General features: G+C 56.8%; 23 protein-coding genes. 7 read left to right on the forward strand and 16 right to left on the reverse strand.

Going from position 1 to position 26694, the window contains the following annotated elements:
- Positions 1 to 121 precede the first annotated feature (121 nt).
- The 9 genes from FIV00_RS07405 to FIV00_RS07445 form a co-directional block, all read right to left on the reverse strand.
- On the reverse strand, positions 122 to 910 hold the full coding sequence (locus tag FIV00_RS07405) for a substrate-binding domain-containing protein (protein WP_152504154.1): 789 nt from the start codon (positions 908 to 910) through the stop codon (positions 122 to 124).
- 44 nt (positions 911 to 954) lie between these two features.
- Positions 955 to 1767, reverse strand: coding sequence for an ATP-binding cassette domain-containing protein (locus tag FIV00_RS07410; protein ID WP_152500145.1), 813 nt, complete (start codon positions 1765 to 1767; stop codon positions 955 to 957).
- Positions 1760 to 2467 (reverse strand): ABC transporter permease, encoded by a 708-nt coding sequence (locus FIV00_RS07415; RefSeq protein ID WP_152500146.1) that lies wholly within the window; start codon positions 2465 to 2467, stop codon positions 1760 to 1762. The genes FIV00_RS07410 and FIV00_RS07415 overlap by 8 nt, the downstream gene beginning before the upstream one ends.
- 126 nt (positions 2468 to 2593) lie before the next feature.
- Positions 2594 to 3004: a carboxymuconolactone decarboxylase family protein gene (locus FIV00_RS07420; RefSeq protein WP_152500147.1), complete on the reverse strand. Its 411-nt coding sequence runs from the start codon at positions 3002 to 3004 to the stop codon at positions 2594 to 2596.
- A gap of 3 nt (positions 3005 to 3007) precedes the next feature.
- The gene (locus tag FIV00_RS07425; RefSeq protein WP_152500148.1) at positions 3008 to 4459 is read right to left on the reverse strand and encodes an aldehyde dehydrogenase family protein; all 1452 of its coding nucleotides are present in this window, start codon (positions 4457 to 4459) and stop codon (positions 3008 to 3010) included.
- Positions 4456 to 5199, reverse strand: coding sequence for a sulfotransferase family protein (locus tag FIV00_RS07430; RefSeq protein WP_152500149.1), 744 nt, complete (start codon positions 5197 to 5199; stop codon positions 4456 to 4458). Before FIV00_RS07430 ends, FIV00_RS07425 begins: the two co-directional genes overlap by 4 nt.
- Positions 5192 to 6040, reverse strand: a complete 849-nt coding sequence (locus tag FIV00_RS07435; RefSeq protein WP_209006849.1) for a hypothetical protein — start codon at positions 6038 to 6040, stop codon at positions 5192 to 5194. The genes FIV00_RS07430 and FIV00_RS07435 overlap by 8 nt, the downstream gene beginning before the upstream one ends.
- Complete coding sequence (locus FIV00_RS07440; RefSeq protein WP_152500150.1) at positions 6040 to 7122, reverse strand: aromatic ring-hydroxylating dioxygenase subunit alpha; 1083 nt, start codon at positions 7120 to 7122, stop codon at positions 6040 to 6042. Before FIV00_RS07440 ends, FIV00_RS07435 begins: the two co-directional genes overlap by 1 nt.
- The gene (locus FIV00_RS07445; protein WP_152500151.1) at positions 7119 to 8027 is read right to left on the reverse strand and encodes a MurR/RpiR family transcriptional regulator; all 909 of its coding nucleotides are present in this window, start codon (positions 8025 to 8027) and stop codon (positions 7119 to 7121) included. The genes FIV00_RS07440 and FIV00_RS07445 overlap by 4 nt, the downstream gene beginning before the upstream one ends.
- A 77-nt stretch (positions 8028 to 8104) precedes the next feature.
- On the opposite strand from FIV00_RS07445, the gene FIV00_RS07450 reads away from it, so the two are divergent.
- The 6 genes from FIV00_RS07450 (at position 8105) to FIV00_RS07475 (ending at position 16599) form a co-directional block, all read left to right on the forward strand.
- Positions 8105 to 10585: an FAD-dependent oxidoreductase gene (locus FIV00_RS07450; RefSeq protein WP_152500152.1), complete on the forward strand. Its 2481-nt coding sequence runs from the start codon at positions 8105 to 8107 to the stop codon at positions 10583 to 10585.
- On the forward strand, positions 10582 to 11676 hold the full coding sequence (locus tag FIV00_RS07455) for an alcohol dehydrogenase family protein (protein ID WP_247649353.1): 1095 nt from the start codon (positions 10582 to 10584) through the stop codon (positions 11674 to 11676). The genes FIV00_RS07450 and FIV00_RS07455 overlap by 4 nt, the downstream gene beginning before the upstream one ends.
- A 5-nt stretch (positions 11677 to 11681) precedes the next feature.
- Positions 11682 to 12797, forward strand: coding sequence for a mandelate racemase/muconate lactonizing enzyme family protein (locus tag FIV00_RS07460; protein ID WP_152504157.1), 1116 nt, complete (start codon positions 11682 to 11684; stop codon positions 12795 to 12797).
- On the forward strand, positions 12794 to 13918 hold the full coding sequence (locus FIV00_RS07465; protein WP_209006851.1) for a mandelate racemase/muconate lactonizing enzyme family protein: 1125 nt from the start codon (positions 12794 to 12796) through the stop codon (positions 13916 to 13918). Before FIV00_RS07460 ends, FIV00_RS07465 begins: the two co-directional genes overlap by 4 nt.
- Before the next feature lie 28 nt (positions 13919 to 13946).
- Positions 13947 to 15224 carry an aspartate aminotransferase family protein gene (locus tag FIV00_RS07470; protein ID WP_152500153.1) on the forward strand — a complete coding sequence of 426 codons (1278 nt, stop codon included), beginning with the start codon at positions 13947 to 13949 and terminating at the stop codon, positions 15222 to 15224.
- A gap of 121 nt (positions 15225 to 15345) precedes the next feature.
- Positions 15346 to 16599 carry a glycoside hydrolase family 3 protein gene (locus FIV00_RS07475; RefSeq protein WP_152500154.1) on the forward strand — a complete coding sequence of 418 codons (1254 nt, stop codon included), beginning with the start codon at positions 15346 to 15348 and terminating at the stop codon, positions 16597 to 16599.
- Here FIV00_RS07475 and FIV00_RS07480 read toward each other — a convergent pair.
- From FIV00_RS07480 to hutI, 7 genes are all read right to left on the reverse strand, one after another.
- Positions 16593 to 18143 (reverse strand): TRAP transporter large permease subunit, encoded by a 1551-nt coding sequence (locus FIV00_RS07480; protein WP_152500155.1) that lies wholly within the window; start codon positions 18141 to 18143, stop codon positions 16593 to 16595. The genes FIV00_RS07475 and FIV00_RS07480 overlap by 7 nt on opposite strands.
- Complete coding sequence (locus FIV00_RS07485) at positions 18140 to 18643, reverse strand: TRAP transporter small permease subunit (protein ID WP_152500156.1); 504 nt, start codon at positions 18641 to 18643, stop codon at positions 18140 to 18142. Before FIV00_RS07485 ends, FIV00_RS07480 begins: the two co-directional genes overlap by 4 nt.
- A 194-nt stretch (positions 18644 to 18837) precedes the next feature.
- Positions 18838 to 19935, reverse strand: a complete 1098-nt coding sequence (locus FIV00_RS07490; RefSeq protein ID WP_152500157.1) for a TRAP transporter substrate-binding protein — start codon at positions 19933 to 19935, stop codon at positions 18838 to 18840.
- Positions 19936 to 19986: 51 nt separating this feature from the next.
- Positions 19987 to 21660 (reverse strand): urocanate hydratase, encoded by a 1674-nt coding sequence (hutU, locus tag FIV00_RS07495; protein ID WP_152500158.1) that lies wholly within the window; start codon positions 21658 to 21660, stop codon positions 19987 to 19989.
- Entirely contained in the window at positions 21657 to 22487 is an 831-nt protein-coding gene (hutG, locus tag FIV00_RS07500; RefSeq protein ID WP_152500159.1) for an N-formylglutamate deformylase, read from the reverse strand. The genes hutU and hutG overlap by 4 nt, the downstream gene beginning before the upstream one ends.
- Positions 22474 to 24030: a histidine ammonia-lyase gene (hutH, locus tag FIV00_RS07505; protein WP_152500160.1), complete on the reverse strand. Its 1557-nt coding sequence runs from the start codon at positions 24028 to 24030 to the stop codon at positions 22474 to 22476. Before hutH ends, hutG begins: the two co-directional genes overlap by 14 nt.
- Positions 24027 to 25232 (reverse strand): imidazolonepropionase, encoded by a 1206-nt coding sequence (gene hutI / locus FIV00_RS07510; RefSeq protein ID WP_152500161.1) that lies wholly within the window; start codon positions 25230 to 25232, stop codon positions 24027 to 24029. Before hutI ends, hutH begins: the two co-directional genes overlap by 4 nt.
- Positions 25233 to 25311: 79 nt before the next feature.
- On the opposite strand from hutI, the gene FIV00_RS07515 reads away from it, so the two are divergent.
- Positions 25312 to 26691, forward strand: coding sequence for a formimidoylglutamate deiminase (locus FIV00_RS07515; RefSeq protein WP_152500162.1), 1380 nt, complete (start codon positions 25312 to 25314; stop codon positions 26689 to 26691).
- Positions 26692 to 26694 lie beyond the last annotated feature (3 nt).

A 26694-nucleotide genomic window follows, 5' to 3' on the forward strand; every position in this document is an offset into this window, starting at 1 on the left:
ATCCTTGCGCATCGGGATGTTGGCCGGTGCAGCTTTCAGGCTGTTTGAAGCTGTCGCATCCTTGACTGAAGTCTAGCTCAGGTTGCGAAAAATGTAAGGGGTATGTCGTGGTTCGAGCTTGTCAGCTCGAACCGTCATTGGCATTTGGAAAGAACAATTGCTGACCGTCAATTTCGAAGTCGGCGATTGACCGCTGACCTTCCCGGGAAAGAAGCCAGTCGATGAAGATTTGCCCCGATTCCGCTTTCACATGCGGGTGCTTCTTCGGGTTTACGAGGATGACGCCATACTGATTGAACAGCCTGGCATCTCCTTCCACGGTGATCTTGTGGTCGCCTTTGTTGCCGAAGGCGATCCAGGTCGCGCGGTCAGTCAACACATAGGCGTTCATACCGGTGCCGGTGTTCAGTGTTGCGCCCATACCGGACCCGGTCTCACGATACCAGCTTCCGGAATCCTCGGAAGGATCGATCCCGGCAGCTTTCCAAAGTCTAAGTTCGGCCTTGTGGGTTCCACTGTCATCGCCGCGTGAGGCAAAGAGTGCTTTGCTTTCGGAAATCTTCGAAAGCGCTGACACCACATCCCGGGATCCGGCAATGCCTGCAGGGTCATTGCTTGGGCCGACGATGACGAAGTCGTTGTACATCACATCAGCTCGTGCAACACCGAAGCCGTCCGCCACGAATTTTTCTTCTGATGGTTTTGAATGCACCAGCAGGACATCGCCATCACCATTGGCCGCATTCTTGATGGCCTGACCCGTACCGACCGCGACAACGCGGACTTCAATGCCGGTCTTTTCCTGAAATTCTGGCAGGAGCTGATCGAAAAGACCTGAATTCTGTGTCGACGTCGTTGACTGCACAATGATGAAATTCTCGTCGGCAGCAGCCGGTAGAACCGTAAGCATGCCAGCAACCAAAGATGCCAAGGTGCTCTGAAAGATCCTTTTAATCACGCTTTTCTCCCGGATTTTTCCGACATGGTTTCAATGTTGGCACCGAGATAGATCCGCCCGTCGCGCCAGGCGCGAACCGGTTCGCTTTTCGGTGCGCTCAGGACCTGTTGAACGTCGCCGGTCTCGGCAATCTTTCCGTCCTGAAGGAAAATGAGATCCTCACCGACACGCTTCGCCTGACCGGCATCATGGGTGACCATGACAATGGTCACGCCGCGTGTGTTGGCCTCCAAAACAAGCTGCTCGATGGCAGCAGTCGACGCAGGGTCGAGGTTTGCAGTGGGTTCATCCAGGAACAACAGGTCGGGTTCGCAGGCAAGTGCACGCACGACCGCCAGGCGTTGCTGTTCACCGCCGGACAAGACCCGGGCAGGCCGTTTTGCAAGATGGCTGAGACCGGCGATTGCCAAGGCTTGCTCGATCTTTTCCGATCTTATGCGGCCGTTCAGCCCCCGCACGGAGAGGGCGAACTTCAGGTTGGCGAAGACCGATCTGCGCAAGAGCACAGGGCGCTGGAATACCATCGCCTGAGAGCGCCGTGCTTCTGCGGTGACCTTGGCGCCGTTCCATAGGAACTCGCCGGTCTCCGGACGCAGCAACCCATGCATGAGCCTCAAGAGCAGGCTCTTTCCGGCTCCGTTCGGCCCCATGATCAAGGTGCGCGAGCCTGGTCGAATTTCAAGGCTGATATCTCTGAGTAGCCGATCTCCTCCGGCAGAAAAACTCAAGCCTTTCGTTTCCAACAACGGCTCTTGCGGGCGCGGGGGTGCAATGCTGCCGACTGCGGAATGAAACTCCAGATCACGCATAGGCGGCCCTCACTGCGGATGCGCGCAATGCCATGACACATGCGTTCACGGCAAAAGCAATCACAAGCAGAATGACACCGAGCGCCAGAGCGAGTTGCAAATTGCCTCGCGATGTTTCCAGCGCAATCGTTGTTGTCATCACACGGGTGACGTGGTTGATATTTCCGCCGACAATGATCACGGCACCGACTTCGGCTACCGCCCGGCCAAAACCCGCCAGTGCGACTGTCATCAGGCTGTATCGAGCATCCCAAAGCATTGCGGTCAGGCGATCGAAAGCGCCAACACCCATGGAAGCGAATTGCTCTGCATATTCGCGGTTCAGATCTTCAACGACCTGCCGGGTGAGCGCGGCAACAATCGGTGTTACCAGGATCATTTGAGCAATGATCATTGCAGTGGGCGTATAAAGCAGTCTGAGGGGGGCCAGCGGTCCGGAGGCCGAAAGCATCAGGTAAACCATCAGTCCGACGACCACCGGGGGCAATCCCATCAGTGCATTGAGGACAACGGCAATCAGGGTGCGTCCTGGGAAATTGAATGTGCCGACGGCAGCTCCAAGCGGCAGTCCGATCAGGCAGGAAAAGAAAACAGCCGCCAGAGTGACCCGTATTGACAGGCCGATTATCTCCATCAGGTCCGGATCAAGTGCGAAAACAAGGCCGAATGCCCCAGCAAGCGCACCCCAGAAACTGTCCATTCTTGTGTTATTCCTCCCGGTCTTCGGGAAAAAATAACGTAGAATGCATAAAAAACCAACTCAAAGTCCGTTTGAGCCGAAAATAATTTCCACGACGCTTTCAAAAATCAGTCGCTCGGATGTTGATCACGGCTCCTGATTGGATTTGTGAAGGCTTTGTTCAGGAGCGTGCGTCTCCAGAACCTTCCTGGCCACGCGGAAACACTCAAGCGCTTGGGGCACTCCGCAATAGATGCCAATGACGTGGATGATTGCGCGAATTTCTTCCATTGAAACGCCGTTGTTGATCGCGCCCTTGCAATGGATTTCCCACTCGGTCATTTTGCCGAGCGCGCCGATCATTGCCAGGTTCATCATGGATCGTGTCTTGGCATCAATCACGTCATCGCCCCAGCCAAAGCCCCAGCACCAGGCTGTCATGGCTTCCTGGAAGGGCTTCGTAAGCTCATCAGCCGCAGCCAGGTTTTTTTCAACATAGGCATCGCCGAGCGTCGCCTTGCGTTGGGCAAGACCCTTTTCAAACAGTTCCCGATTCATGATTTACCTCAGCTTGATGGCGACGTTTTTTGTCTGAACATAGTTGAGCAACGCCTCGCGGCCCTTTTCGCGGCCATATCCGGATTGACCGAAGCCGCCGAAAGGTGTCTCGACGCCTCCTGCGTACCATTCATTCACGAAGACCTGACCGGCACGCAGGCGATCGGCTGCTCGCATTGCGCGATCGATGTCGGCAGTAAAGACCCCTCCCACCAGCCCATAAGGCGTGGCGTTGGCAATGTTAATAGCTTCGTCTTCAGTGCTGAACTTCAGAACGGAGAGCACGGGCCCGAAAACCTCGTCTCGGGCAATGGCCATTTGTGGCGTCACATCCGTCAGGACGGTTGGCTCCAGAAAGTAGCCAGGCCGGTTCAGGCGCCTGCCGCCTGTGGCAGTGCGCGCTCCTTCCCGTTCAGCCTCCGACACCATGCTGCAGGCGCGTTGACACTGGTTTTCGGAAATCATCGCGCCCATGTTCGAACCGAAGTCCGGAAAGTCCATGCCGTTCCCGACCTGCAGCGTCTCTGCCATTGCGACGATTCCATCGACAAGTTTGTCATGTATCGTTTCCTGAGCAATGACCCTGGACATTGCCGAACAAACCTGACCCGCGTTGAAATAGATGCCCCAACGGACATCGGACAGAAAGGCGTCCAGGTCAGCGTCGTCGTGGACGATCGCAGCCGATTTACCTCCCAGTTCGAGAACACACGGCAAGACGTTCTGCGCGGCAGCGGTGGCGATTGCTGTGCCGGTCGGGACAGAGCCAGTGAAAACGATCTGATTGACTTCGGGGTGGGCCGCAAGGGCTGCGCCTGCGTCTTTGCCCAGCCCGCAAATGATGTTGAGAGCACCGCTAGGCAAATCGCAGGCGATAGCTGCGTCGGCGAAAAACCTGTTGGTGAGCGGATCGAGTTCGGGCGTTTTCACCACCACGGAGCAACCGACGGCAAGAGCGGCGGACACAGACCTGGCGGTCATTTCCATCGGATAGTTCCACGGGATGATCTGTGCAGAAACACCAAAAGGAATATGAGTGGTGAAATCGAAGTATCCGTCCCCCAGAGGGATCGAGCGGCCTTCCATGGTTTCGGCCTGATTGCCGTAATACTCGAAATACCTTGCAGCCCCTTCGATCTCCAGTTTGGCTTCCCACAAGGGTTTTCCTGCTTCTCTTGTCAGGATCGGCGCGATTTCATCAATCCGGTCCAGAAGATAGTCGCCCATTCGGCGCACAATCCGCCCCCGTTCGACCGGGCGCAATCCGGACCAGGCTCGACGCTCACTTAACGCTTTTGCTGCACTTACGGCGCGGTCGACATCGGTTGCATCGGCCAATGCCTGTTCAGCAAGCTTTTCGCCGGTTGCCGGGTCAAGAACGTCAAGACGGCCTGCGCCACCACCTACGAAATTGCCGCCAATGAAGTTCTGCCAAAGGCCTGGAATGTCTGTCACTGAACCTTGATCCTGTGGGCATGAAGGCGATCATAGTGGGGTTTCATGCGCCGATAGACGTGTTGAACCCTGAACGGTGCTTCCGAGATCTCGACATACTTGCGGGGTTGTGGTTCGAGGCCTGTCGAGTTTTTCAGATTGGCGTGAAAAGAGCCGCCGTCCCACCAGCTGTATTGACCAGTATCCGCGCCAGGTCGCCAGCTCAGGGCGCTTTCCAGGAATGGGATGCCGACGGCTGCGCAGAATGCATCGACAGTGCCATGCGGGTTTTCCAAAAGGTCGTTGCTGTCGATCACAGGGGGCGTGGTGCCATTCAGCGCGGTGAGCAGATCAAAGAGTGCACGCTGCTCGGGAAAGCCGACTTCGGCGGCATCGAAGTCTGGCCATTTGTGATACATAGATGTGATGGTCAGCGCTGGATCGCGGATCAGAAAGGCATGTGTGAAGTTGGACAAAAACTGCTCATCCCACATATGGCAGATGTAGTGCGGGAAGTCCTTCAAGAAGACCGGGGCCTTCTCAGCACGTGCCTGGATATCATCCCATACGCTTTCAAGCGTCAGCCCGGGCGTCGTCTTTTCGTGAGGTTGCCAGCGGGGCCAGAACGGTATCTCGCCCTGATACCAGGCTTCACCGAACGGTTCATGCAGGCAATCCAGATCGCCCCGTTGGCGCATCATCCATTCAAAGGCCGTTGAGGTGGACCGCGGGATGGCCCATAGCGCGATGATCTTATGCATGAAGCGTCTCCAACAACATTCCATGCCGGCCGACCGGTGCAAGCTCCAATGATTTGAAAATCCGCCAGTAAAGCGCAGTGTCGTGGGCGATGACCGGTTTCCCGAGCATAGCTTCGAGTTTTGGGGTGAGATGCAGCATACGTTCCGGGAGATGGTCCGCCCCGCTGCGGAAATTGACCATTCCGTTGGCCAGATAGGCATCCACACCCGGTGCCTGCTCTGCGACATAGGCAAAACTCTTGGCGGCGAGGTCGCCGTCAAATATCCACCTCTTTGCGTTCACATCTTCCTGTGATGAAAACCAGCCCTGATCGACAAAATTGCCTGCCCAGACCACATCGAACCCGGCTTCTTTTAAAAAGGCGACGGTGCCCTGCCACCAATCTGGCCAATGATAGACGGCGTTCAGCGCGACCTTTTCAACATTTATGGCGCGCAACGCTTCCACCATTGCAAAACCGGCCATGTGAAAAGCCAGGCCATGACGGTCGCTCAGCTTCTTGCAAAAATCTGCAATACCCTGCACACCAAGACCCGAAGCATGGACCCAGTTTGAGCCAACCTGACCGCAGGCATTTGCACCGTTGTTGGCCATGACTGCAGCGAATTCTTCCAGCATCTGGAAGTTCTGCGCCCGTTGATCCAATTGATGTGCGTAGTCTGGCACATGCAACATCCAGCCGTGAACGCCAACGCTGCGCGGTGCGATGCGCAGAAAATCACTTGGGGCGGCATCCCAATCATGTGGCGGACATGTAAACCCGACCTGATGCGGGAACAGCTTCTGATCCGTTGTCCAATGCAACGGCATGCTGCTTTTGTTCTGTGCCGGTGCGGCCATCAGGCCTCTCTCATCCAGCTCTGAAGGGCCTTGATCGAATGCTCTGAATGCACGCCACAAGCAGGGTCCAGGACCAGGGGACCGGGCGTGTAACCGCGGCTCTTGAGTCCCTTGTGGACGGATTCCACGAGATAGATGTCTTCCTCGACGGTGGTCGAACGGTCCTGAACTGCAAGCCGCCGTATGACTTCGCTATCAACGCCATCCACCGTGTACCAGCCGCGCCAGACCACAACGTGGTCAACGTCTACCGGACGCCAATGGTACGTGTTCAGAATGTTTCCCGGATAGACCTGGAAGGAAAACAAGGGCCAGAGAAACCATGACGAGTAATCGCCTGCATGTTCATTCGAGGCAAGGTCGACGTCGTAGGTCATCCGATCCAGGTTCTGGCATTCTGTCGTGTGCCGGAGGCAATATCCCTGGGGCTGAATATCGTAGGTTTCCGGTCTTATGACGCCGGTTGCAAAGGTTGGGTGGTTGATGGGGCAGTGGTAGCACTCGGAGTAGTTTTCGACCGAGACTTTCCAATTGCAGTTTTCTTCAATTTCCACCCACTCAAGCGGCTTCAGCCGGTCGATATGCGGGACGAAGGAACGCAGCTCTTCACGAACACTCGGGAACCAGTCATCCATCGGTTTTGCGTTCGGGTCGAGATTGACGAACAGGAATCCGCAGAAGTCTTCAATCTGAACGGATGTGAGGCAGATCTTGTTGCGATCGAACCCGGGAACTGAACGCACATTCGGGCCAGACCGCAATCCGCCCGTCAGCTCGTATGTCCAGCTGTGATAGGGGCAGACCAGCAACTTGGTATTGCCTTCGCCCTGCACAAGTTGGTGAGCCCTGTGCTGGCAAACATTGTAATAGGCTCTGAGGGTGCTGTCCTTGTCGCGCAGGCAGATGAGACTTTCGCCGGCGATTTCGACCGTGAAGTAGTCTCCTGGTTTTTCGAGAAGCGAGGAGTGTCCGGCAAATTGCCACGTTCGCGCCAGCAAGCCACTTTTTTCAAGCTCGTAGTGATCCGGGTCGGTGTAGTACCGGGCTTCGAGAGAATGAATGAGCTGGCTGTGAACGTTCATGAGCGGTCCTTCCACTCTTCCTGATAGAGCCCCATGGTGTGACGGCGTGTGTGGAAGCGTTCGATGCTTGAGATCACCTCTTCCGGCGCGTCGGCGATTACGAAGGCAAGCAGTGTTTCCAGCAGGGCAATGGTTGATACGGAGGATGGAAAGAATTGAGGTGTTTCCGCATCGACGATGAAGGAGTGCTTGCTGCCGACAACGATGGGTGAGGCGGGGCTGTCCGAGATGGCGATGACCGTCAGGCCCTGTTCACGCGCAACTTCTACTGCCTTGATCACGTCTGTCCGATAGGGCTTGCAGGTCATTGCAACGATCACGTCGCGCTCGTCTGCCCGTGCCAGGTCATCCGTGGCGACAGACCCCATGCGAGGAATGGTCCAGATCGTATCGACGGCCATATCTGCCAGATAGGTGAAGTTGCGAGCGTTCGAGTTGTTGACGCCGACACCGAGCACGTAGGTGTGACGCGCATTAACGATCGCATCGGCCGCAGCCTTCATGTCGTCCGCGGTGGTGGTGGCGAACGTGTTTTCGATATTCGAAATTGCGCAAGCTGCCATTTCCGCAAACAGGCTGCCAAGCTGCCCCCCTTTGGCGAGCGACTGCAACCAGCGTGCCCGATCGGGAAAATCCGTGCCGCGGCTGCGGATGGCTTCGCGAAACGGGTGCCGGAAGTCTTCATAGCCTTCGAACCCGACGGAGCGGGCCATGCGTACGAAAGTGTTTGGTTTCACACCGGCCGCGTCCGCGATTTCGCGGATCGAGCTCACACCGACATCATTCGGGTTTTCAAGCACATAGCTGGCGGCCTTGCGCAACTCCGGCGTGAGTTCCTCAAGCTCGGTCGCCAGGTCTTCCAGCACGTCCTGGGGGGCTTTCAAATCTGCTTTTGGTACATTCATATCATTCATGATTGACGAGAGTACATTTGTACAATTACGCTGTCCATCGAAAAATCACCGGCCATGGAGCTTAAGTCTTGTCGGAAACGGAAACGTCGAAATTGCCCAAACACGCACGTGTGGTCATCGTGGGTGGCGGGATCATGGGCTGCGGTCTTGCATACCACCTGGCGCATGAAGGCTGGTCGGATGTCGTGCTCCTTGAAAAGGCCGAACTGACTTCCGGATCGACCTGGCATGCCGCCGGTCAGATCACGCATTCCACATCGAGTTTCGGCCTCGGAAAATGTGTCGGATACAACATCGATCTCTATTCCGGCTTGCTGGAGGAAGAGACCGGACAATCGGTCACCTGGCATGGTTGCGGGTCGTTCCGGCTTGCCTACACACAAGACGAGATGGACTGGCTGCGCCACACCATGAGCGTCGGCAGAGCTCTGAAGTTTCCCATGGAGCTTGTCAGCCCTGACCGTATTCGTGAGTTGCATCCCTTCTACAATCTGGATGGCGTTCTGGGCGGATTGCATACGCCGGAAGACGGGCACGCAGATCCGTCAGGCGTGACCCAGGCACTGGCTATCGGTGCCCGAAAGCTCGGCGTGAAGATCGTTCGGCGGTGCCGGGCAACCGACATCAAACAGCAGGCCAATGGTGAGTGGAAAGTCTCGACCGAGCTTGGAGACATCACCTGCGAGCATGTGGTCAATGCGGGTGGCACCTATGCACGGCAGATGGGTGAGTGGAGTGGGCTTCAACTGCCGATGACTTCCATGACCCACCACTACATCGTCACAGACACAGTTCCTGAATTCCTGGAGCTGGATCAGGAGCTGCCTGTGATCCGCGACGACAAACTTGTCTCCGGCTACATTCGCATGGAGCAGAAATGCGGCCTGATCGGTATTTATGAAAAGGAGAATCCCAACACCGTGTGGGAAGAGTTCTGCCCGTGGGAGGCTGAAAACGAACTCTTTGAAGCGGACTATGACCGCATCATGCCATGGCTGGAAAATGCCATGGACCGGATGCCGATCTTTTCTGAACTTGGCATCAAACGCGAAGTTCATGGTGCAATTTCCCATCCGCCTGATGGCAATCCGTTGATTGGGCCGGCTCCCGGTGTGCGAAATTACTGGTGCTGTTGCGGGACACAAATCGGCATCGGCTGGGGCCCGGGGCTGACGCGGGAACTCGCACGATGGATGGTTCACGGTGCTGCCGACATCTCCATGCGCGAATTCGACCCAAGGCGATTTGGAGACTATGCGGACAAGGACTGGCAAGTGGTCAAGGCCAAGGAAGACTACTGTCTTCGGCACGAAATTCCGTTCCCCCATTTCAATCGTCTCGAAGGACGGCCGGTCAAGCCCAGCCCGCTCTATGAGCGGTTGAAGGAAAAGGGGGCTGTCTATGAAGAGGTTTATGGTCATGAGCGTCCGCGCTGGTTTGCACGAAACGGTCTGGAACAAAGGGACTATTATTCCTTCAAGCGGGCGGAATGGCATGATGTCGTAGGTGAGGAGATGCGTGCCGTTCGATCAGCCGCCGGCATAATGGACATATCGGCTTTCACCAAGGTTGAGCTCACCGGACGGGATTCTGAGGCCTATCTGGACAGGCTCGTTGCAAACAGGCTGCCTAAGAAGGTCGGCGGCATAGCGCTCACCCACATACTCAATCGACGGGGTCGGATCGAATTGGAGCTGACCGTCGTCAGGCTTGAAGAAAATCGCTTCTATCTTGTTTGCGCTGCCTTTTTCGAACAGCGGCTGCTAGACCATCTGGCAGAAGAACTTAACGGCGAAGCCGTAACGGTTCGAAACCTGTCCACTGAGTGGGGCGCGATGACGCTCAATGGACCTTTGGCTCGGGACATCCTGCAGCCGAACACGTCAGCGCGGCTCGACAATGCTGCCTTTCGCTGGCTGACAGCGCAGGAAATTGATGTCGCGGGCAGGAAACTCTGGGCCTTGCGTATGTCTTATGCAGGCGAACTTGGCTGGGAATTCCACATTCCACGCGAGGACATGCTCGCAGTCTATGACGCTCTGTGGAAGACAGGGGAACCGCTTGGGCTGACCGACTACGGCTCTTTTGCCATGAATGCGTTGCGTCTGGAAAAAGGGTTTAAAGGCGCGGGAGAACTCACCAACGAAGTCACCTTGCCGGAAGCGGATGTGATGCGCTTCGTCAAATTGGACAAGGCGGATTTCCTCGGTAAGTCGGCAACGGTCGACAGCGCAGAGGCGGCCGAATTGTCCTGGATATGCGTCTATCTGGAAGTTGAACCTGACGGTTTAGAAGACGGCCATGGCGGTGAGGCTGTGTTGTTGAACGGAGAAGCGGTTGGGGCAACGAGCTCCGTCGCCTATGGCCACACGGTTGGCAAGATTCTGGCATTTGCCTATGTCAGACCGGACGCCGCAACTCCAGGCCAGGAACTTGAGGTTGTCATCATGAATTCGCCTCGCAAAGCGCGGGTTCTTGATGTTCCTGCCTACGATCCAGACAGTCTGCTGCCACGCACCGATGCCAGGGTGGAGGTCGCAGCCGAATGAACCTTCCGGCAAAGATGAACGCCATGGTTCTGGAGGGTCACGGCGGTCTTGATCAATTGGTCTGGCACGAAGATTGGCCAGTTCCGGCGCCGTCGGATGGTGAAGTGTTGATCAAGGTCGGTGCCTGCGGTTTGAACAACACTGACGTCAACACTCGGTCCGGCTGGTATTCCAAGACCGTATCAGCTGCGACTACGGGCGGCGCATATGAAGAGTTTGATGAAAGCGATCCGACCTGGGGTGGTCGACCGATCACCTTTCCGCGCATACAAGGAGCCGATGCTGTCGGGGTTGTGGTTGATTTGGGTAACGGAGCGCCTCAAAACCTTCTAGGCCAACGTGTGCTTGTCGATTGCTGGCTGCGCGACTGGTCGGATCCAAAGAACCGCGACAAGACCGGATATTTCGGCTCTGAAATTGACGGTGGTTATGCCCAATACACAAAGGTCGATGCGAAAAACGTTGTTGCCATCAATTCGTCGCTAAGCGATGCGGAATTGGCGACCTTCTCCTGTTCCTACACGACCGCTGAAGGCATGCTGAGTCGAGCGGCAGTGGGCGCAGACGACACGGTTCTGATCGCCGGTGCATCCGGGGGCGTTGGCACAGCGCTGATCCAACTGGCCAAACGGCGCGGTGCCACGGTCATTGGACTTGCGTCCATTTCGAAGCATGAAATTGTCAAGGAACTTGGCGCAGACGTCGTTCTGGAGCGTGCGCCGGAGGACCTTAAGGCCGCGCTCAATTCGGCGATCGGCAGTCAGACTGTTTCTGTCGTCGCCGACATTGTCGGCGGAGACCACTGGCCATCGCTGATCGACGCGCTTGAAAGAGGCGGACGGTATACGTGTTCCGGGGCAATCGCCGGCCCGATCGTCGACTTCGATCTAAGGACTTTCTATTTGCGAGATCTGACCTTTACCGGTTCAACCGTAGTCGCGCCGCATATCTTCGGTGACCTGGTGGGCTATATCGAACGGGAGGAAATCCGGCCTGTTCTGGCCGCCACCTATCCCTTGAAGGATTTCCATGCTGCGCAGACGGCCTTTATCGACAAGAAACACGCAGGCAACATTGTGGTGGTGCCGTGAAAAGCATGAAGATCACTTGCATTACTGTCTGGCAGGTCGCGTTGCCGCTGGCGAAACCTTACTGGTTGTCCGGAGGGCGACTGAAATTTGAGGAAATCGACAGCACGTTTATCCGTATCGAAACGGATGAGGGTCTTGTCGGTTGGGGCGAAGGCTGCCCCTGGGGCCATACCTATCTGCCCGCTTATGGCGATGGACTGAGAGCTGCACTTGGCATCCTCGCTCCTGCACTGATCGGGCGGGATCCACGCGCGTTGAGTGACATCAACCGGACGATGGACGTCCAACTGCCGGGTCATCCTTACGCAAAAGCGCCCCTCGACATTGCCTGTTGGGACCTGCTCGGCAAATCGTTCGAACTGCCGTTGTGGACGTTGCTGGGCACGGAAACACCGGCTGCGGTCGCCGTAAACTCTTCCATATCGACCGGCTCACCGGACGAAATGATTGCCGATATCATGGCCGCGAGCGAAAAAGGATATCGCACCCATTCTGCCAAAATCGGCGGGCAGGACTTTGCCGCTGATATCGAACGTATCGAGGCAATCTCGGCGTCTTTGAAACAAGGCGAAGAGGTGACTTTCGATGTCAATCGAGCCTGGACACCGGGCGTTGCGCTGCAGGTTCTGAACGCAGTCAAAGCGCGCGACTGGATCGAGCAACCATGCGAAACGCTGGAACAGTCTGCATCCGTTGCAGCCAGGGTTCCACAGCCGATCATGCTCGACGAGTGCCTGCATACGTTTCAGGATCATCTTGATGCCTGGAGACTGGGGGCTTGCCAGGGCGTGAAGGTCAAACCCAATCGTGTCGGCGGGCTGACACGTGCCCGGCAAATTCGCGACTTCGGTGTCTCGGTCGGTTGGCAAATGCACATAGAAGACACTGGCGGTAGCGCGTTTGCAGATACGGCAAGTTTGCATCTTGCTGCCTCGACACCTGACGCCAACCGATTGGCAAGCTGGCTTTGTCACGCGCATCTTGCACACGACCCGGTGCCAGGCCAGGGCGGGCGCAACGTGGATGGGTTCGTCACCCTCAACGATACGCCAGGTGTTGGAGTTGTTCCTGATCCTGACCGACTTGGCAAACCTGTTGCGGTCTATGGGGGTGGGCGGTGACCAATTTTCCAGACATTCGCATCTCTGCTTTGACCCTGTGGCGAGTGCCCCTGACAAGTCATGAGACGTATTACATGGCGTCCGGAAAAACCTGTGCCACGGTCGACAGCATGGTCCTTCGCATCGACACGGACACCGGGCTTTCCGGCTGGGGCGAGGTTTGTCCGATCCCGCACTATCTGCCTGCATATGCACGCGGCGTTGCCCCGGCGCTTGAGGAATTGGCCCCTGTCCTTATCGGTTCGAACCCGGTCGGGGTCGAGGCCCTGATGACGGCCTGCCGGTCTCATCTTCAAGGGCATCGTTATGCGCAATCTGCTATCGATATCGCACTTTGGGACCTGACGGGCAAAGCCTGCGGAGTGCCGGTTTATACGCTGCTTGGTGGCCGGCAATGCTCTGACCTGCCGCTCTATCATTCCATAACCTGCATAGACCCTGATGAGATGGCACGAATGGCACAGGAGGCGATTGCGTCCGGTATGCGCCAGATCCAGGTCAAACTTGGAGCGGATGATGACTGGCAGGCAGACGTCTGCCGCCTGAGAAAGGTTCGGGAAGCCGTTGGTGGCGGTGCACTGGTCTATGGGGACTGGAACTGCGGTGCCACTAGGCTTGACGCGACACGTGTCGGCCGGGCGGTCGCGGATTTGGATCTCATGCTGGAACAGCCTTGCGCGACTTTGGAAGAATGCACTGCCGTCAGAGCCGCGACAGGACTTCCGATGAAGCTCGACGAAAATGCACATGACATGGCAACACTACTCAAGGCCTACGAGCTTGGCTGCATGGATGCTGTCGCTTTGAAGCTCAGCAAGTTTGGTGGCATTACCGAACTACGCCGGGCAAGGGATCTCTGTCTGCACTTTGGGGCGAAGATGTGCGTCGAAGACACTTGGGGGTCTGACATCGCAACAGCTGCCGCTTTGCATGTTGCAGCAGCAACGCCGCCAAGCTCGATCATGAATGTGTGTGATCTGTCGGGTTATGTCACTCCACGTCTTGACCCGGAAGCGCCAAGCCGCAACAACGGTCGACTTGCACCGCCGCAAGGACCGGGGCTCGGTGTTTGGCCAAATGCGGACGACCTCGGCGACCCGGTTCTTTCCCTTGCCGCATAATTGAAATCTGGCCGAAGGAGGCCACGCGATGAAGACCTCGATTTCTCAAAAAGACTGGACGGATCGTGCTGCCAAAGTGTTGCCGGCGGCTGGTTTCGGAAACTTCGAACCTGGCATCGTTATTCGCGAAGGCAAGGGTTCGAGAGTGTGGGACGAGGACGGTGCAGAGTTTATTGACTACCTGATTGGCTCAGGCCCGATGTTGATCGGCCATGGTCATCCTGAAGTGCTGGAGGCTGTCGAAGAACAACTCGCAAAGGGCCTGACCTTCTTTACCAACAACGCTCGCGGCATCGAACTGGCCGAAGTGCTGGTAGAAGCCGTGCCGTGCGCCGACCAGATCCGGTATGTCTCGACCGGAGGCGAGGCCGACATGTACGCCATGAGGCTAGCCCGGGCTCATACCGGACGGGACAAGATCCTCAAGTTCGAAGGCGGCTACCACGGCATGTCGGCGGAGGCTTTGATGAGCCTGTCGCCTAAAACTCTGGTCAACTTCCCGCAGGCCGTATCCGATACCGCCGGAACGCCGGACAGCGTTCGCGATGACATGTTGATCGCACCATTCAACGACGCGGAGTTTGCCCGGCAGTTGATTGCGGAGCACGCCAATGACATTGCCTGCGTGATCGTTGAACCTTTGCAACGGCTTATCCCGCCAGAGCCGGGTTTTCTCGAAACGCTTCGTGAAGAGACTGAAAAACACGGTATCGTCTTGGTGTTCGATGAAGTCGTCACCGGGTTTCGGCTCGCCTACGGTGGCGCGCAGGAGGCCTACGGTGTTGTTCCTGACCTGTGCACGCTGGGCAAAGTGATTGGCGGCGGTTTCCCCCTGGCTGCGGTTGCCGGGAAGAAGGAAATCATGGACCACTTCGACAGGTCAATTGTCGGAGACAAGGGGTTCACTTTCCAGATCGGCACGCTCAGCGGCAACCCTGTTGCCAGTGTCGCGGGGCTGAAGACATTGGAAATTCTCAAGCGCCCAGGGGCCTATGAGACCATCAGGAAACATGGTGAGCGGTTGATGGTTGCGCTTACCAATGCGCTGAACGGACAGGGTATCGCTCATCAAATCGTTGGCGATCCCGTGCTGTTCGACGTCGTCTTTACCGACACGCCAGTAAAGAATTACCGTGACGTTCTGAAAGGTGATGCAGACAAGGCAAAAGTCTTCAATCAAAGCATGCGTTCGAGCGGAATACTGAAGCCTGACAGCAAACTCTATACGCATCTGGCATTGACGGAAGCCGATTTGGTTCAAACGGAAGTGGCGATGGAGACAGCTGCACGCGCACTGGTGGCCTGATCTGATTCAGCATAATATCCGGCCTTGCACTTCGACCGTTCGTCTCAATCCGACGTGACCGCGTGTAGGGCCGCATAAGTCCGGACTTGAGAAAAACCGTCGATCGTACGGAGCCCGGCGGATGCCAAAATGCTGCATCAGACTTCTCATTGGTCGTGTCTTTTTACCCGCCTTGGGTGTTTTTGGTGCTGTGGCCGCGAGTTTGGCTGCGTCAATGCCGGAGGGCGCAGGCGCTCCAGAAGAAAAGCGCGTCGACCTCAGAGACAAGATCGGCCAGATGATTGTGGTCGGATTTCTGGGAGACCGGCCTGAAGCGGCTGGGTTTCAAAAGGTCCGCGGGCAACTTCAATCCGGTGCAATTGGCGGCGTTCTTTATCTTGGACGCAATCTTCGGGACCAAGAAACCGTGCGCCGGATGAATGGCGCACTTCGGAGCGCAAGTCCTTCCCGGATGCCGGCGTTGATCGCAATTGATCAGGAAGGGGGTGTTGTCCAGCGCCTCAAACGCCACCACGGATTTCCGCAAACACCATCGGCAAAACAGATCGCAAAGCAGTCAAGTTTGTCCGATGCCGTCGATGCTTATGGTGTGCTCGCCGCAGGACTTGAAGAGTGGGGATTCACACTTAACCTCGGCCCGGTCGTGGATGTGGACATCAATCCGCGCAATCCGATCATTGGTCGACTTGGCCGTTCCTATTCTCGTGATCCGGACCGCGTTGCAGCCTATGGCGGAGCATTTGTCGAGGCGCACCGCAGGCATGGCGTCCTGACTGCTTTGAAGCATTTTCCAGGCCACGGGTCGAGCCGCCGGGACAGTCACAAAGGCGCGGTTGATGTTTCACGAAGCTGGTCGGAAAAGGAACTTGAGCCCTTTCGCAAGCTGATTGATGAGGACCGGGCAGATATCATCATGACTGCCCATGTCATCAATCGAAAACTGCAGGGCAAGGGCGAAAGAGGCCCGGTGTCGCTTTCGCAAGTCGTCTTGTCCAGCGTCTTGCGTGAAGATCTCGGATTTGGCGGCGTCATCATGTCGGACGATTTGCAGATGGATGCCATTCGTCGAAATCATTCCCTGAAAGATGCTGTTGTAAAGGCAGTTGCCGGGGGAACGGATATTCTTCTGTTTGCCAACGACAAACGACCGGACCCGGACATCCCCTTAAAAGTGGCTGACATTCTGCTTGAGGCATCCGCAAAAGACCCGGAATTGGCCCAAAAGATCATCGCCGCTCATGACAGAATTGTTGCCCTTAAGGCCCGACTTGGCAGTGCGTCCACATTTGCGCTTGCCTCCTCCAGCGATCTTGAAGCGTGGCTTTCGGAAATTGCGCCGGACCCGGATCGCTGTACGTTGCAAAACGTTCAATAAAGCCAGCGCGGGAGCCAAGTCGCGATGATCGGGAAAAACCAGAGGATCGCGACGGCAACAATCTGCAATCCGATGAACGGAACCACACCGCGATAGATTTGACCCGTCGTGATTTCCTTCGGAGCCGCACCACGCAGATAAAAGAGCGAAAAGCCGAAAGGTGGCGTCAAGAACGAGGTTTGCAGATTGATCGCGATCAGCACGGTCAGCCAGATCGGGTCGATCCCCATCAGGATGAGGGGCGGGATCAGAACCGGCAGCAGGATCACGGAAATCTCGACGAAATCGAGAAAGAAACCGAGAATGAAGACAAAAAGCATCGCGAAAATCAGCGCGCCGGTTGGGCCACCCGGCATTTCGTTCAGCAATGCATGAACGCGATCTTCGCCACCCAGACCGACAAAGACGAGCGAGAAGAAACTTGCCATCAAGATGGTGGCAAAAATCATCGACGTGACAGTCAATGTCGACAGGAGCGAGGCTTTCAAAAGCCCGTCCGAAAATGCCGCCTTCAGAATGCGAAGGACTACGCCGAGGGCAAAGAGAGCCAATCCTGCATAGAGCGCGGCAAGCACATACCCGCCGATGGACGTGTCGGACCGTTGCAGGCGGACAGGAAGCAGCGAAGCGGCGACAGCAAGGACAAGAAGCGCACCGGTTGCCAATACGATCAGTCGTACTGAAATGCCAAGTCTGCGACCGGCAAGAAGGATGGCACCGATGGCCCCGACCGACGCTGCTTCGTTCGGAGACGCGATGCCGCCAAGAATGGACCCGAGCACGGCGATGATAAGAAGGATGGGTGGAACCACAGCTCCTGCGATTTCGGCTGAAGACGGCGGAGCAACATGTTCCTTCATGGCCGGGGCGTCCTTGGGAAACAAGGCGGCTCGTCCGATGATGTAGACACAATAGACGGCGACCAACAGCAGACCCGGCACCATTGCGGCGGCAAAGGTCTGACCGACCGAGATTGTCTCGATGGTGAACTTGCCTTGTGCGTATTGTGCCTGTTGGAACGCATTCGACATCACATCGGCGAGAATGATCAGCAGTGTCGATGGCGGAATGATCTGTCCAAGCGTTCCGGCTGTGCAGACCATTCCGGAGGCAAGCTTCGGGTCATAGCCATTGCGCAGCATGGTCGGCAACGCGATCAGTCCCATGGCGACAACGGTTGCACCGACAATGCCAGTGGAGGCGGCAAGTAATGCTCCGACCAGAACGACCGATACGCCGAGGCCACCGTTCATCTTTCCGAAAAGACGCCCCATGGTTTCCAGGAGGTCCTCGGCGATGCGGCTCTTTTCCAGGATGACACCCATCAGCACGAACAGCGGAATTGCGGTCAGAACCGGATTGGTCAGAACGCCGAAGAAACGCTGGCCCATCGCGCCCATCAACTGAATGTTGAAGTCACCGAGAAACCATCCGAGCAACGCAAAGCCAGTCGCGACACCTGCGATTGTGAACGCTACTGGATAACCGAGCAGGATGAAGGCGATCAACGCGCCGAACATGATCAGATCGAGCGGCAGGCTCATGCGTTTGCGCCCTTCAGTTTCTGAAGGTCGCGCAAAAACGCGGCCAAACCCTGGATCAGCAACAAGATGCAATAAGCGGGAATGAGTGATTTCAGCAAGAAGGAGGCAGGTATACCGCCAACGGAAATCGCTCCTTCCAAAATGGCCCAACTGCCGCGCACGGTCGGCCAGGAAAACCAGACCAGAACGATCAGGGCCGGGGTCAACAGGAAGAGATGACCGAACAGATCAATCCAGGCCTGTCGACGCTCATCGAGCTTGGCGTAGAAGATGTCGACCCGTACATGAGCATTGACGAGAAAGGTATAACCGGCGCCCAGCATGAAAATGGACGCATGAAAATAGAGCACACCCTCATCCAGAAAAATGTAGCTGAAGCCGAAGACGTACCGCAGCAGAACGATTACGAATTGCAAAAGCAGCATGCCGAGCGCGGCCCAGCATAATATGTGGCCGATGACAGAATTGACGCGCTCAAGCGCGCCCGCCAGTTTGTCCATCGCGGTCGCCCTGCCTTTTTCAATTGGTTGGGATCGTGCTTTTCCAAGCCTGAATTAGGACGGGAAATCTTGCCGATTGTCACCCTTCATTTTTTCAAACAACGGGCCTGCTGTCCTTAAACGAGACATTTGAAAAGAGTTGGCCACGCCGGTGGGAAGACGTGTTCCTGTCCACCGGCGTGTTCCTTGCCACGTCAGTCGTAGCTGTAGTCCATGACGCGGGCGTTCATCTGGCCGTTGTCTGCATAAGGCATGTAGTCGCGCATCAGGTTGCGATAATTCAGGAAGCTCTCGGTGATCCGAACGACCAGTTCATCGTCGCTTGCACGCAGGTCGGCAATCACTTCGCCAGCTGCATTCCCCATTGCAACGATGACTTCGTCCGGAAGTTTACGCACCATCACGCCGTGGTCGTTGACCAACTGGGTCAAGGCCTGTGCGTGCTTGGTGTTGTATTCCGTCAGGACGTCGTTGTAGAGGCTGGCGCAGGCACGTGCGACGGCTTCCTTCAGATCGTCCGGGAGTTCGTTGTAGGCATCCAGATTGACGGCACATTCTTCTGCAGAGGAAGGTTCACCGACGCCAGGCCAATAGTAGTTTTTGGCAATCTGGTAGTATCCCAGAGCACTGTCAGTCCATGGTCCGATAAATTCACCGGCGTCAAGAGCGCCGGATTGCAAGGCCTGGAACATTGCGGGGCCACTCATCGCCTGAACAGCCATGCCCATCTTGGAGCACATCTCGGAGGCCAAGCCTGTAGAACGGAATTTCAAGCCCTTCAGGTCGTCCACGCTGTTGATCTCGGTCCGGAACCAGCCGGCCCATTGCGGTCCGGAGTTTCCGCACAGGAACGGCTTCAGATTGAAGCGTGCATAAATCTCGTCATAGAGGGACTGTCCACCCCCGTGGATCAGCCAGCCGGCTTGTTCTGGAGCCGTCAGGCCAAAGGGTTGTGAACCAAACAGAAGAATGCCTTTGGACTTGGAACCCCAATAGGCCGGAACCGCGTGGTAAAGTTCAGCAGTCCCCTGACCGACGGCGTCGAACACTCCGTTGCCAGGAACTAGTTCACCGGCAGCAAAAAGCTTGACCTCGATCTTGCCGCTGGAAAGGGCCGTAATGCGGTCCGCCAGCATCTGCGCTGCGACGCCCGGACCTGGAAGGTTCTTGGGCCAGGCAGTGACCATGCGCCACTGGCGAACGTCTTGTGCAATAGCGGGCGTTGCCAGCGTCGAAGCGGCAGCGGCCGCGGTGCCCGTAGCGCCTGCTTTCAGAAAATCACGTCTTTTCATCGTATAATCCCTCGTTCACAGGTAATGGTTCGGAGCCTCCAGCCGTGCGTTTTATGATCCCAGAATAGCCGGTAGGTTGAGCCCCTGTTCTTTCGCGCAATTGAGCGCGATCTCGTAACCGGCGTCCGCGTGACGCATCACGCCTGTTGCCGGGTCATTCCAGAGCACCCTTTCGATGCGTCGGTCCGCATCCTCGGTGCCGTCGCAGCAAATCACCATGCCGGAGTGCTGCGAGAACCCCATTCCAACGCCGCCGCCATGATGAAGCGACACCCAGGTCGCCCCTGATGCCGTATTGAGCAGTGCGTTCAGAAGTGGCCAATCCGAAACGGCGTCCGAACCGTCTTTCATGGCCTCGGTTTCCCGGTTCGGCGATGCCACCGAACCACTGTCCAGATGGTCCCTGCCGATGACCACTGGCGCTTTCAGCTCGCCAGTGCGGACCATTTCGTTAAATGCAAGGCCAAGGCGATGACGCTGGCCCAGTCCGACCCAGCAAATGCGGGCAGGCAGACCCTGAAACGCTATGCGTTCTCTTGCCATGTCGAGCCAGTTGTGCAGATGATGGTCGTCCGGGATCAGCTCTTTCACCTTGGCGTCGGTCTTGTAGATGTCTTCCGGATCTCCGGAGAGAGCGCACCAGCGGAACGGACCGATGCCGCGACAGAAAAGCGGCCGGATATAGGCCGGGACAAAGCCCGGAAAGGCAAAGGCATTTTCCAGGCCTTCTTCAAGCGCCACTTGTCGAATGTTGTTGCCATAGTCGAGTGTCGGAACCCCGGCATTCCAGAAGTCGACCATTGCTGCGACATGCACTTTCATTGAGGCGCGAGCCGCTTTTTCCACCGCCTTCGGGTCGGTCTCGGCTCTGGCCCGCCATTCGGCGACTGTCCATCCCTGGGGTAGATAGCCATTGACCGGGTCGTGGGCGGAGGTCTGGTCGGTGACGATATCCGGTTTGACGCCGCGTCTGACCAGCTCGGCAAAGACATCGGCAGCGTTGGCTATCAAGGCGACCGACTTGGACTCGCCCGCCTTTGTCCAGCGGTCAATCAAGTCCAATGCTTCGTCCAGGGAGTGTGTCTTCTCATCGACGTAGCGCGTGCGCAGACGAAAGTCGGCGCTTTTTTCGTCGCACTCGACGGCGAGGCAACATGCTCCGGCCATGACCGCAGCAAGCGGCTGTGCTCCACCCATTCCGCCAAGACCACCGGTCAGGATCCAGCGCCCCTTGAGATTGCCCTCATAGTGCTGACGGCCGGCCTCCATGAAGGTTTCATATGTGCCCTGAACGATGCCTTGTGTGCCGATATAGATCCAGGAGCCAGCTGTCATCTGGCCGTACATGGCCAGGCCTTTCTTGTCGAGCTCGTGAAAGTGATCCCAATTGGCCCAATTGGGCACCAGGTTGGAATTGGCGATCAGGACGCGAGGCGCATCCTTGTGGGTCTTGAAAACGCCAACCGGTTTACCGGATTGCACCAGAAGTGTTTCGTCGTCATTCAGGCTCTTCAGTCCCGCGACAATGCGATCAAAATCGTCCCAGGTTCGTGCCGCCCTGCCGATGCCACCATAGACCACCAGTTCATGGGGATTTTCAGCGACGTCCGGGTGAAGGTTGTTCATCAGCATGCGCAGCGGTGCTTCGGTCAGCCATGACTTTGCATTCAGATCCGTGCCGGTCGGCGGGTAGACGTCGCGGGCGTTGTGGCGACGATCGGTCATTGTTCGCTCCCAGAAATTTCGGATGATTTTTGCTTGAGGATCGGCGCAAGCTTTTCGAGCGCGCTCAAGATAGTTTTTAAAGGACCTCGCAACCGATCTGCCTTCTCTTCGTCAAGGGCAAATGGCAGGTCTTCGCTTTTGAGGTGCGTCCTTTGGGCAAGTTCCATCTGTATGGCATGCACGCCATCGGTTGGACGCCCGTAGTGACGGGTGGTCCAACCGCCCTTGAAACGTCCGTTGAGCACGGACGTGTAACCTGCGGCAGTTTCGGTGTTGCTGACGACGGCTGCTTCGACAGCCGGGGCACAAGTGGAACCATTGTTTGTGCCGGTGTTGAAGTCGGGCAATCTCCCTTCAAAGAGAAACGGCACAACTGACCGGATCGAATGGCAATCATAAAGGATGGCAACGCCATGCAATGCCTTCACCCGCTTAATCTCGGCTTCAAGGGCCGCGTGATATGGGGCATGCCAGGCAAGTCGTCGGGCTTCGATCTCCGCTGCGTCCGGCTCCTGGCCATTATGATAAATGGGACGTCCGTCGAAATCGGTCACCGGGCAAAGGCTTGTTGTATTTTGTCCCGGATAAAGGGAAGCGCCAGCCGGATCGCGATTGGCATCAATGACATAGCGGTGAAAACCTGCCTTCACCATGGTCGCGCTTGAAAGAAGACCTTCGTACAGCCGATCGACATGCCAATCCGTATCGGCGAGCTTCAGTCCGGTCTCGTTCAAGCGAGCGCGGATGTTGTCCGGCACGAAAGTGCCGGCGTGGGGAACGCCCAGGACAATGGGACCGTCGCCCCGGATGACGTCAACCGGTTGCATATGTGTCTCCAAGACTGATCAGGTGATCTTGTGCAACAACGGAAGCGAGCGCGCGCGAGCGCACAAATTCAGCGGCGGTTTCAAGGTCGGGTGCCATATAACGGTCGGCCTGAAGGGCCGGGACGTCTTGCCGTAGCCTGGCAAGGACAGATTGCAAAGCTGCACTGGTCTTGAGTGGAGCCCGGTGTTCAACACCCTCTGCCGCGCATAGCAATTCCACGCCTAGTATCTGTGCGAGGTTTGCATTCATGCGCCCAAGCCTCATCGCGCCGTGGGCAGCCATCGAGACATGGTCTTCCTGATTGGCACTGGTCGGTGTTGAATCCGTTGAACACGGGTTCGCCAGATGCTTGTTCTCGCTCATCAATGCCGCAGTGGTGACTTCGGCGATCATCATTCCGGAATTCAGGCCGGGGTCTTTTGCGAGAAACGGAGGCAGATCGAACGAAAGGCTGGGGTCGACCATCAAGGCGACGCGGCGCTGGGCGATTGCTCCCAACTCGGCAATTGCCAGTGCGATCTGATCGGCGGCAAATGCGACAGGTTCTGCATGAAAGTTGCCGCCGGATACGATCCGGTCTGCATCTATCAGCACCAGCGGGTTGTCGGTTGCGGCATTGGCTTCAATCTCCAGAGTTCGCGCCGCCATGCGCAGAAGATCGACGCAGGCACCGGCGACCTGTGGCTGACAACGGATGCAGTAGGGGTCCTGAACACGCTGGTCATCCTCGCGATGACTGTCGCGTATCTCCGAGCCTTCCATGATCGCGCGCATGGAGTGTGCAACTTCGATCTGACCACGGTGGCCGCGCAGTTGATGGATTTCCGGGAGGAGCGGTGCTGTCGATCCCATGATGGCATCGGTGGATAGGCTAGCGGTGAGGAGCGTTGCCTCGGCAAGCCGCCAGGCCTCGAAAAGTCCGGACAAGGCGCAGGCCGTTGAAAACTGAGTGCCGTTGATGAGGCCGAGGCCTTCCTTGGGGCCGAGTACCACCGGAGCCAGACCGGCTCTTTCAAGCGCTTCGCCGCCCGGCATCCTGGTGCCCGAATAGTCAGCCTCGCCTTCGCCGATCAGAACCGCTGTCATATGCGCAAGCGGTGCAAGATCGCCTGATGCGCCGACGGAGCCCTGAGACGGAACAACGGGCGTGATGCCTTTCTCCAGACAGTCCTCAATCAGCTTGAGGATTTTGAAACGCACTCCAGACGCACCGCGCCCCAATGACAAGAGTTTCAATACCATCATCAGGCGCGTGGTCGGACGGTCGAGCGGTTCACCTACGCCGCAACAATGGGACAGGATCAGGTTGCGTTGCAGGGTTGCCGTATCTTCCGGTGCTATTTTGACACTGGCCAGTTTGCCGAAACCGGTGTTGACGCCATAGACGGCATCGCTGCCTCCGGCAGCCTTTGCGATGCGTTCGGCAGCTTCGTCGATTGACGGTTTGGCCTTTCTGTCGACGCGCACCGCTGTTTCGTTCCTGAATACCGCTTCCAGGTCAGACAGTGTCACGTTGCCTGGGGTCAGGGTGAGGGTGCTCATTCAGAGCCTCCGAAAATACGTTTCTGGAGTGAGTTGAAGCCGATGCGGTAGGACAGTTCGGCCGGGTGGTCGACGTTCCAGATGGCAAGATCCGCACGCATGCCGGCCTTGAGGCAGCCCTGGTCTTCAAGGTTCAATGCTCGTGCGGCTTCTCGTGTAACACCGGCAAGAGCTTCTTCCGGCGTCATGCGGAACAGTGTGCAGCCCATGTTCATTGTGGTCAGCAAGGATGCGAGAGGCGAAGACCCCGGATTGCAATCCGTTGCCAGCGCAATTGGCACGCCCTCCTGACGCAGCAACTCAAGCGGAGGCATTTGCGTTTCGCGCAAAGTGTAGAAAGCTCCTGGCAACAAAACGGCAACCGAGTCGCTTTTCTTGAGTGCCTTTGCACCTGCCTCATCCAGATACTCAAGATGATCCGCCGAGAGCGCACCATAGGATGCGGCAAGTTTTGTTCCGCCGAGATTTGAGAGTTGTTCGGCGTGAAGTTTCACCGGAAGGCCGAGCTCCCTGGCTTTGTCAAAAACTTTCGCAATCTGTTCGGGAGAAAAGGCAATGCCCTCGCAAAAGCCGTCGACGGCATCCACGAGGTTTTCCTCATTTGCCTCTTCCAGCGTTGGCAGGCAGACCTCTTCCAGGTAAGCGTCAGGCCGATCCTTGTATTCAGCTGGGACAGCGTGCGCACCAAGAAAACTGGTTCTTATGTGGATCGGTCTTTTTCGGGAAATGCTGCGTGCGGTGCGCAGCATGCGCAGTTCCGTTTCTCGGTCGAGGCCATAACCTGACTTGATCTCGATAGCGGTTACGCCCTCACGGATCAGCGCGTCAACACGCGTCAACGCGGAAGCAAGGAGAACTTCTTCGCCTGCCGCCCGTGTCGCTGAGACAGTTGAAACAATGCCACCGCCAGCACGCGCGACTTCCTCGTAACTCGCACCTTGAAGACGCATTTCAAATTCACGTGCGCGGTTGCCGCCAAAAACAACATGTGTGTGACAGTCGATCAGCCCGGGCGTGACCAGCCGTCCTTCTAGATCCTCGGATGGAAGCTCGCGGTCCTGTTTCGGAAGATCCTGGTCCCGACCTGCAAATGCGAGCCGATCTCCGTCGATCACCAAAGCACCTTGTTCGACAAGTCCGTAGGCCGCGCCGTTGGCGGTAAATGTCGCGAGCTTGGCGTTGGTCAGAAGGCGTCTGGACAAGGCCCATCCTCGGCTTGATTAGATTGCGCTATTCGATAATATGCATGCACATATTAAGGTGTCAACGAAGGAAAACGGCATGGCGACCAACTCGGCAACAGAGGTTTTTGCAGAGCAGGCGCTGCTTCCGTCCGGTTGGGCTGAAAATGTTGTGGTGAGCCTGGGTCAGGACGGAAAAATCAAGGATGTGGTGCAAGGCGCAAATCCGGCCGGACAACGGGTTGCAGTTCTTTTGCCGGCACCGGTGAACCTTCATAGTCATGCCTTCCAGCGGGCCATGGCAGGAATGAGTGAGCGGCGCGGCATAGAACCGCGCGACAGTTTCTGGACGTGGCGCCAGATCATGTTTCGTTTCCTTGATGCGTTGACGCCTGATGATGTCGAAGCGATTGCGGCCTTTGTCCAGATGGAGATGCTGGAAGCAGGATATGCCGCCGTCGGAGAATTCCATTATTTGCATCACCAGCCTGGCGGGGTGCCCTATGACAATCCGGCTGAACTGTCTGACAGGATTATCGCGGCTGCCGCCAGCACTGGTATTGGTCTGACCCATTTGCCAGTGCTTTATCAATATGGCGGCTGTGATCGTCGCGCACTTGCTGCGGGCCAGATCCGCTTCGGAAACGACCTTCAAGGTTTTGAGACGCTTTTTGAGCGCGCTGCCATGTCCATCAAGGCATTGCCGGATGATGCGGTGATCGGAATTGCGCCGCACTCCTTGAGAGCGGTGGATGAAGCCGGTCTGAAAACGGCAGTAGACCTGGCAGGTGACAAGCCGCTTCATATGCATCTTGCCGAGCAAATTCCTGAAGTGGAGGAAGTCCTCGCGTCCAAGGGAGCGCGCCCGGTGGAATGGCTGTTGGAAAACCAAAAAGTCGAACCGAACTGGTGCCTTATTCACTGCACCCAAATGACGCAGGAGGAGACGAAAGCGCTCGCTTTGACCGGTGCTGTGGCCGGACTTTGCCCGATTACGGAATCCAGTCTAGGCGACGGTATCTTCGATGGGGTCCGGTTTATGGAGCAAGGCGGCCGTTTCGGGTTTGGCTCGGATTCCAATATCCGGATTTCCCTTTCAGAAGAGCTGCGAACGTTCGAATATTCTCAGCGTTTGAGAGATCGGAGCCGGGCAACAGTTGCAACATCAGAAAAGTCGACAGGGCGCGTACTTTTTGAAGGGGCTGCGACAGGCGGCGCTCAGGCTGCGGGCCGAAGCGCGGGATCAATCGCTGCAGGCAAGTTTGCAGATTTGGTTGCACTCGACGGGAATGCCATCGATCTTGACGGCCGCAAGGGCGACGAAGTCCTCGATACCTTTGTCTTCGCCGGTGATGATCGAATGGTTTCGGAAGTCTGGTCTGCCGGACGGCATGTTGTTTCGGGTGGAAACCATGTAAAAGGCGATGCCATCCGCGCTAAATACCGGGCCACGATGACCGCGTTGCGCGACCGACTTTAACTG

This window comes from Labrenzia sp. THAF82 (assembly GCF_009363435.1).
In the GTDB taxonomy this organism is placed as follows: domain Bacteria; phylum Pseudomonadota; class Alphaproteobacteria; order Rhizobiales; family Stappiaceae; genus Roseibium; species Roseibium porphyridii.

Coding starts and splice junctions, on each gene's coding strand:
- FIV00_RS07405 (WP_152504154.1), bottom strand. CDS start 910: ATGCTTACGGTTCTACCGGCTGCTGCCGACGAGAATTTCATCATTGTG.
- FIV00_RS07410 (WP_152500145.1), bottom strand. CDS start 1,767: ATGCGTGATCTGGAGTTTCATTCCGCAGTCGGCAGCATTGCACCCCCG.
- FIV00_RS07415 (WP_152500146.1), bottom strand. CDS start 2,467: ATGGACAGTTTCTGGGGTGCGCTTGCTGGGGCATTCGGCCTTGTTTTC.
- FIV00_RS07420 (WP_152500147.1), bottom strand. CDS start 3,004: ATGAATCGGGAACTGTTTGAAAAGGGTCTTGCCCAACGCAAGGCGACG.
- FIV00_RS07430 (WP_152500149.1), bottom strand. CDS start 5,199: ATGCATAAGATCATCGCGCTATGGGCCATCCCGCGGTCCACCTCAACG.
- FIV00_RS07435 (WP_209006849.1), bottom strand. CDS start 6,040: ATGGCCGCACCGGCACAGAACAAAAGCAGCATGCCGTTGCATTGGACA.
- FIV00_RS07440 (WP_152500150.1), bottom strand. CDS start 7,122: ATGAACGTTCACAGCCAGCTCATTCATTCTCTCGAAGCCCGGTACTAC.
- FIV00_RS07445 (WP_152500151.1), bottom strand. CDS start 8,027: ATGAATGTACCAAAAGCAGATTTGAAAGCCCCCCAGGACGTGCTGGAA.
- FIV00_RS07455 (WP_247649353.1), top strand. CDS start 10,582: ATGAACCTTCCGGCAAAGATGAACGCCATGGTTCTGGAGGGTCACGGC.
- FIV00_RS07460 (WP_152504157.1), top strand. CDS start 11,682: ATGAAGATCACTTGCATTACTGTCTGGCAGGTCGCGTTGCCGCTGGCG.
- FIV00_RS07470 (WP_152500153.1), top strand. CDS start 13,947: ATGAAGACCTCGATTTCTCAAAAAGACTGGACGGATCGTGCTGCCAAA.
- FIV00_RS07475 (WP_152500154.1), top strand. CDS start 15,346: ATGCCAAAATGCTGCATCAGACTTCTCATTGGTCGTGTCTTTTTACCC.
- FIV00_RS07480 (WP_152500155.1), bottom strand. CDS start 18,143: ATGAGCCTGCCGCTCGATCTGATCATGTTCGGCGCGTTGATCGCCTTC.
- FIV00_RS07485 (WP_152500156.1), bottom strand. CDS start 18,643: ATGGACAAACTGGCGGGCGCGCTTGAGCGCGTCAATTCTGTCATCGGC.
- FIV00_RS07490 (WP_152500157.1), bottom strand. CDS start 19,935: ATGAAAAGACGTGATTTTCTGAAAGCAGGCGCTACGGGCACCGCGGCC.
- hutU (WP_152500158.1), bottom strand. CDS start 21,660: ATGACCGATCGTCGCCACAACGCCCGCGACGTCTACCCGCCGACCGGC.
- hutG (WP_152500159.1), bottom strand. CDS start 22,487: ATGCAACCGGTTGACGTCATCCGGGGCGACGGTCCCATTGTCCTGGGC.
- hutH (WP_152500160.1), bottom strand. CDS start 24,030: ATGAGCACCCTCACCCTGACCCCAGGCAACGTGACACTGTCTGACCTG.
- FIV00_RS07515 (WP_152500162.1), top strand. CDS start 25,312: ATGGCGACCAACTCGGCAACAGAGGTTTTTGCAGAGCAGGCGCTGCTT.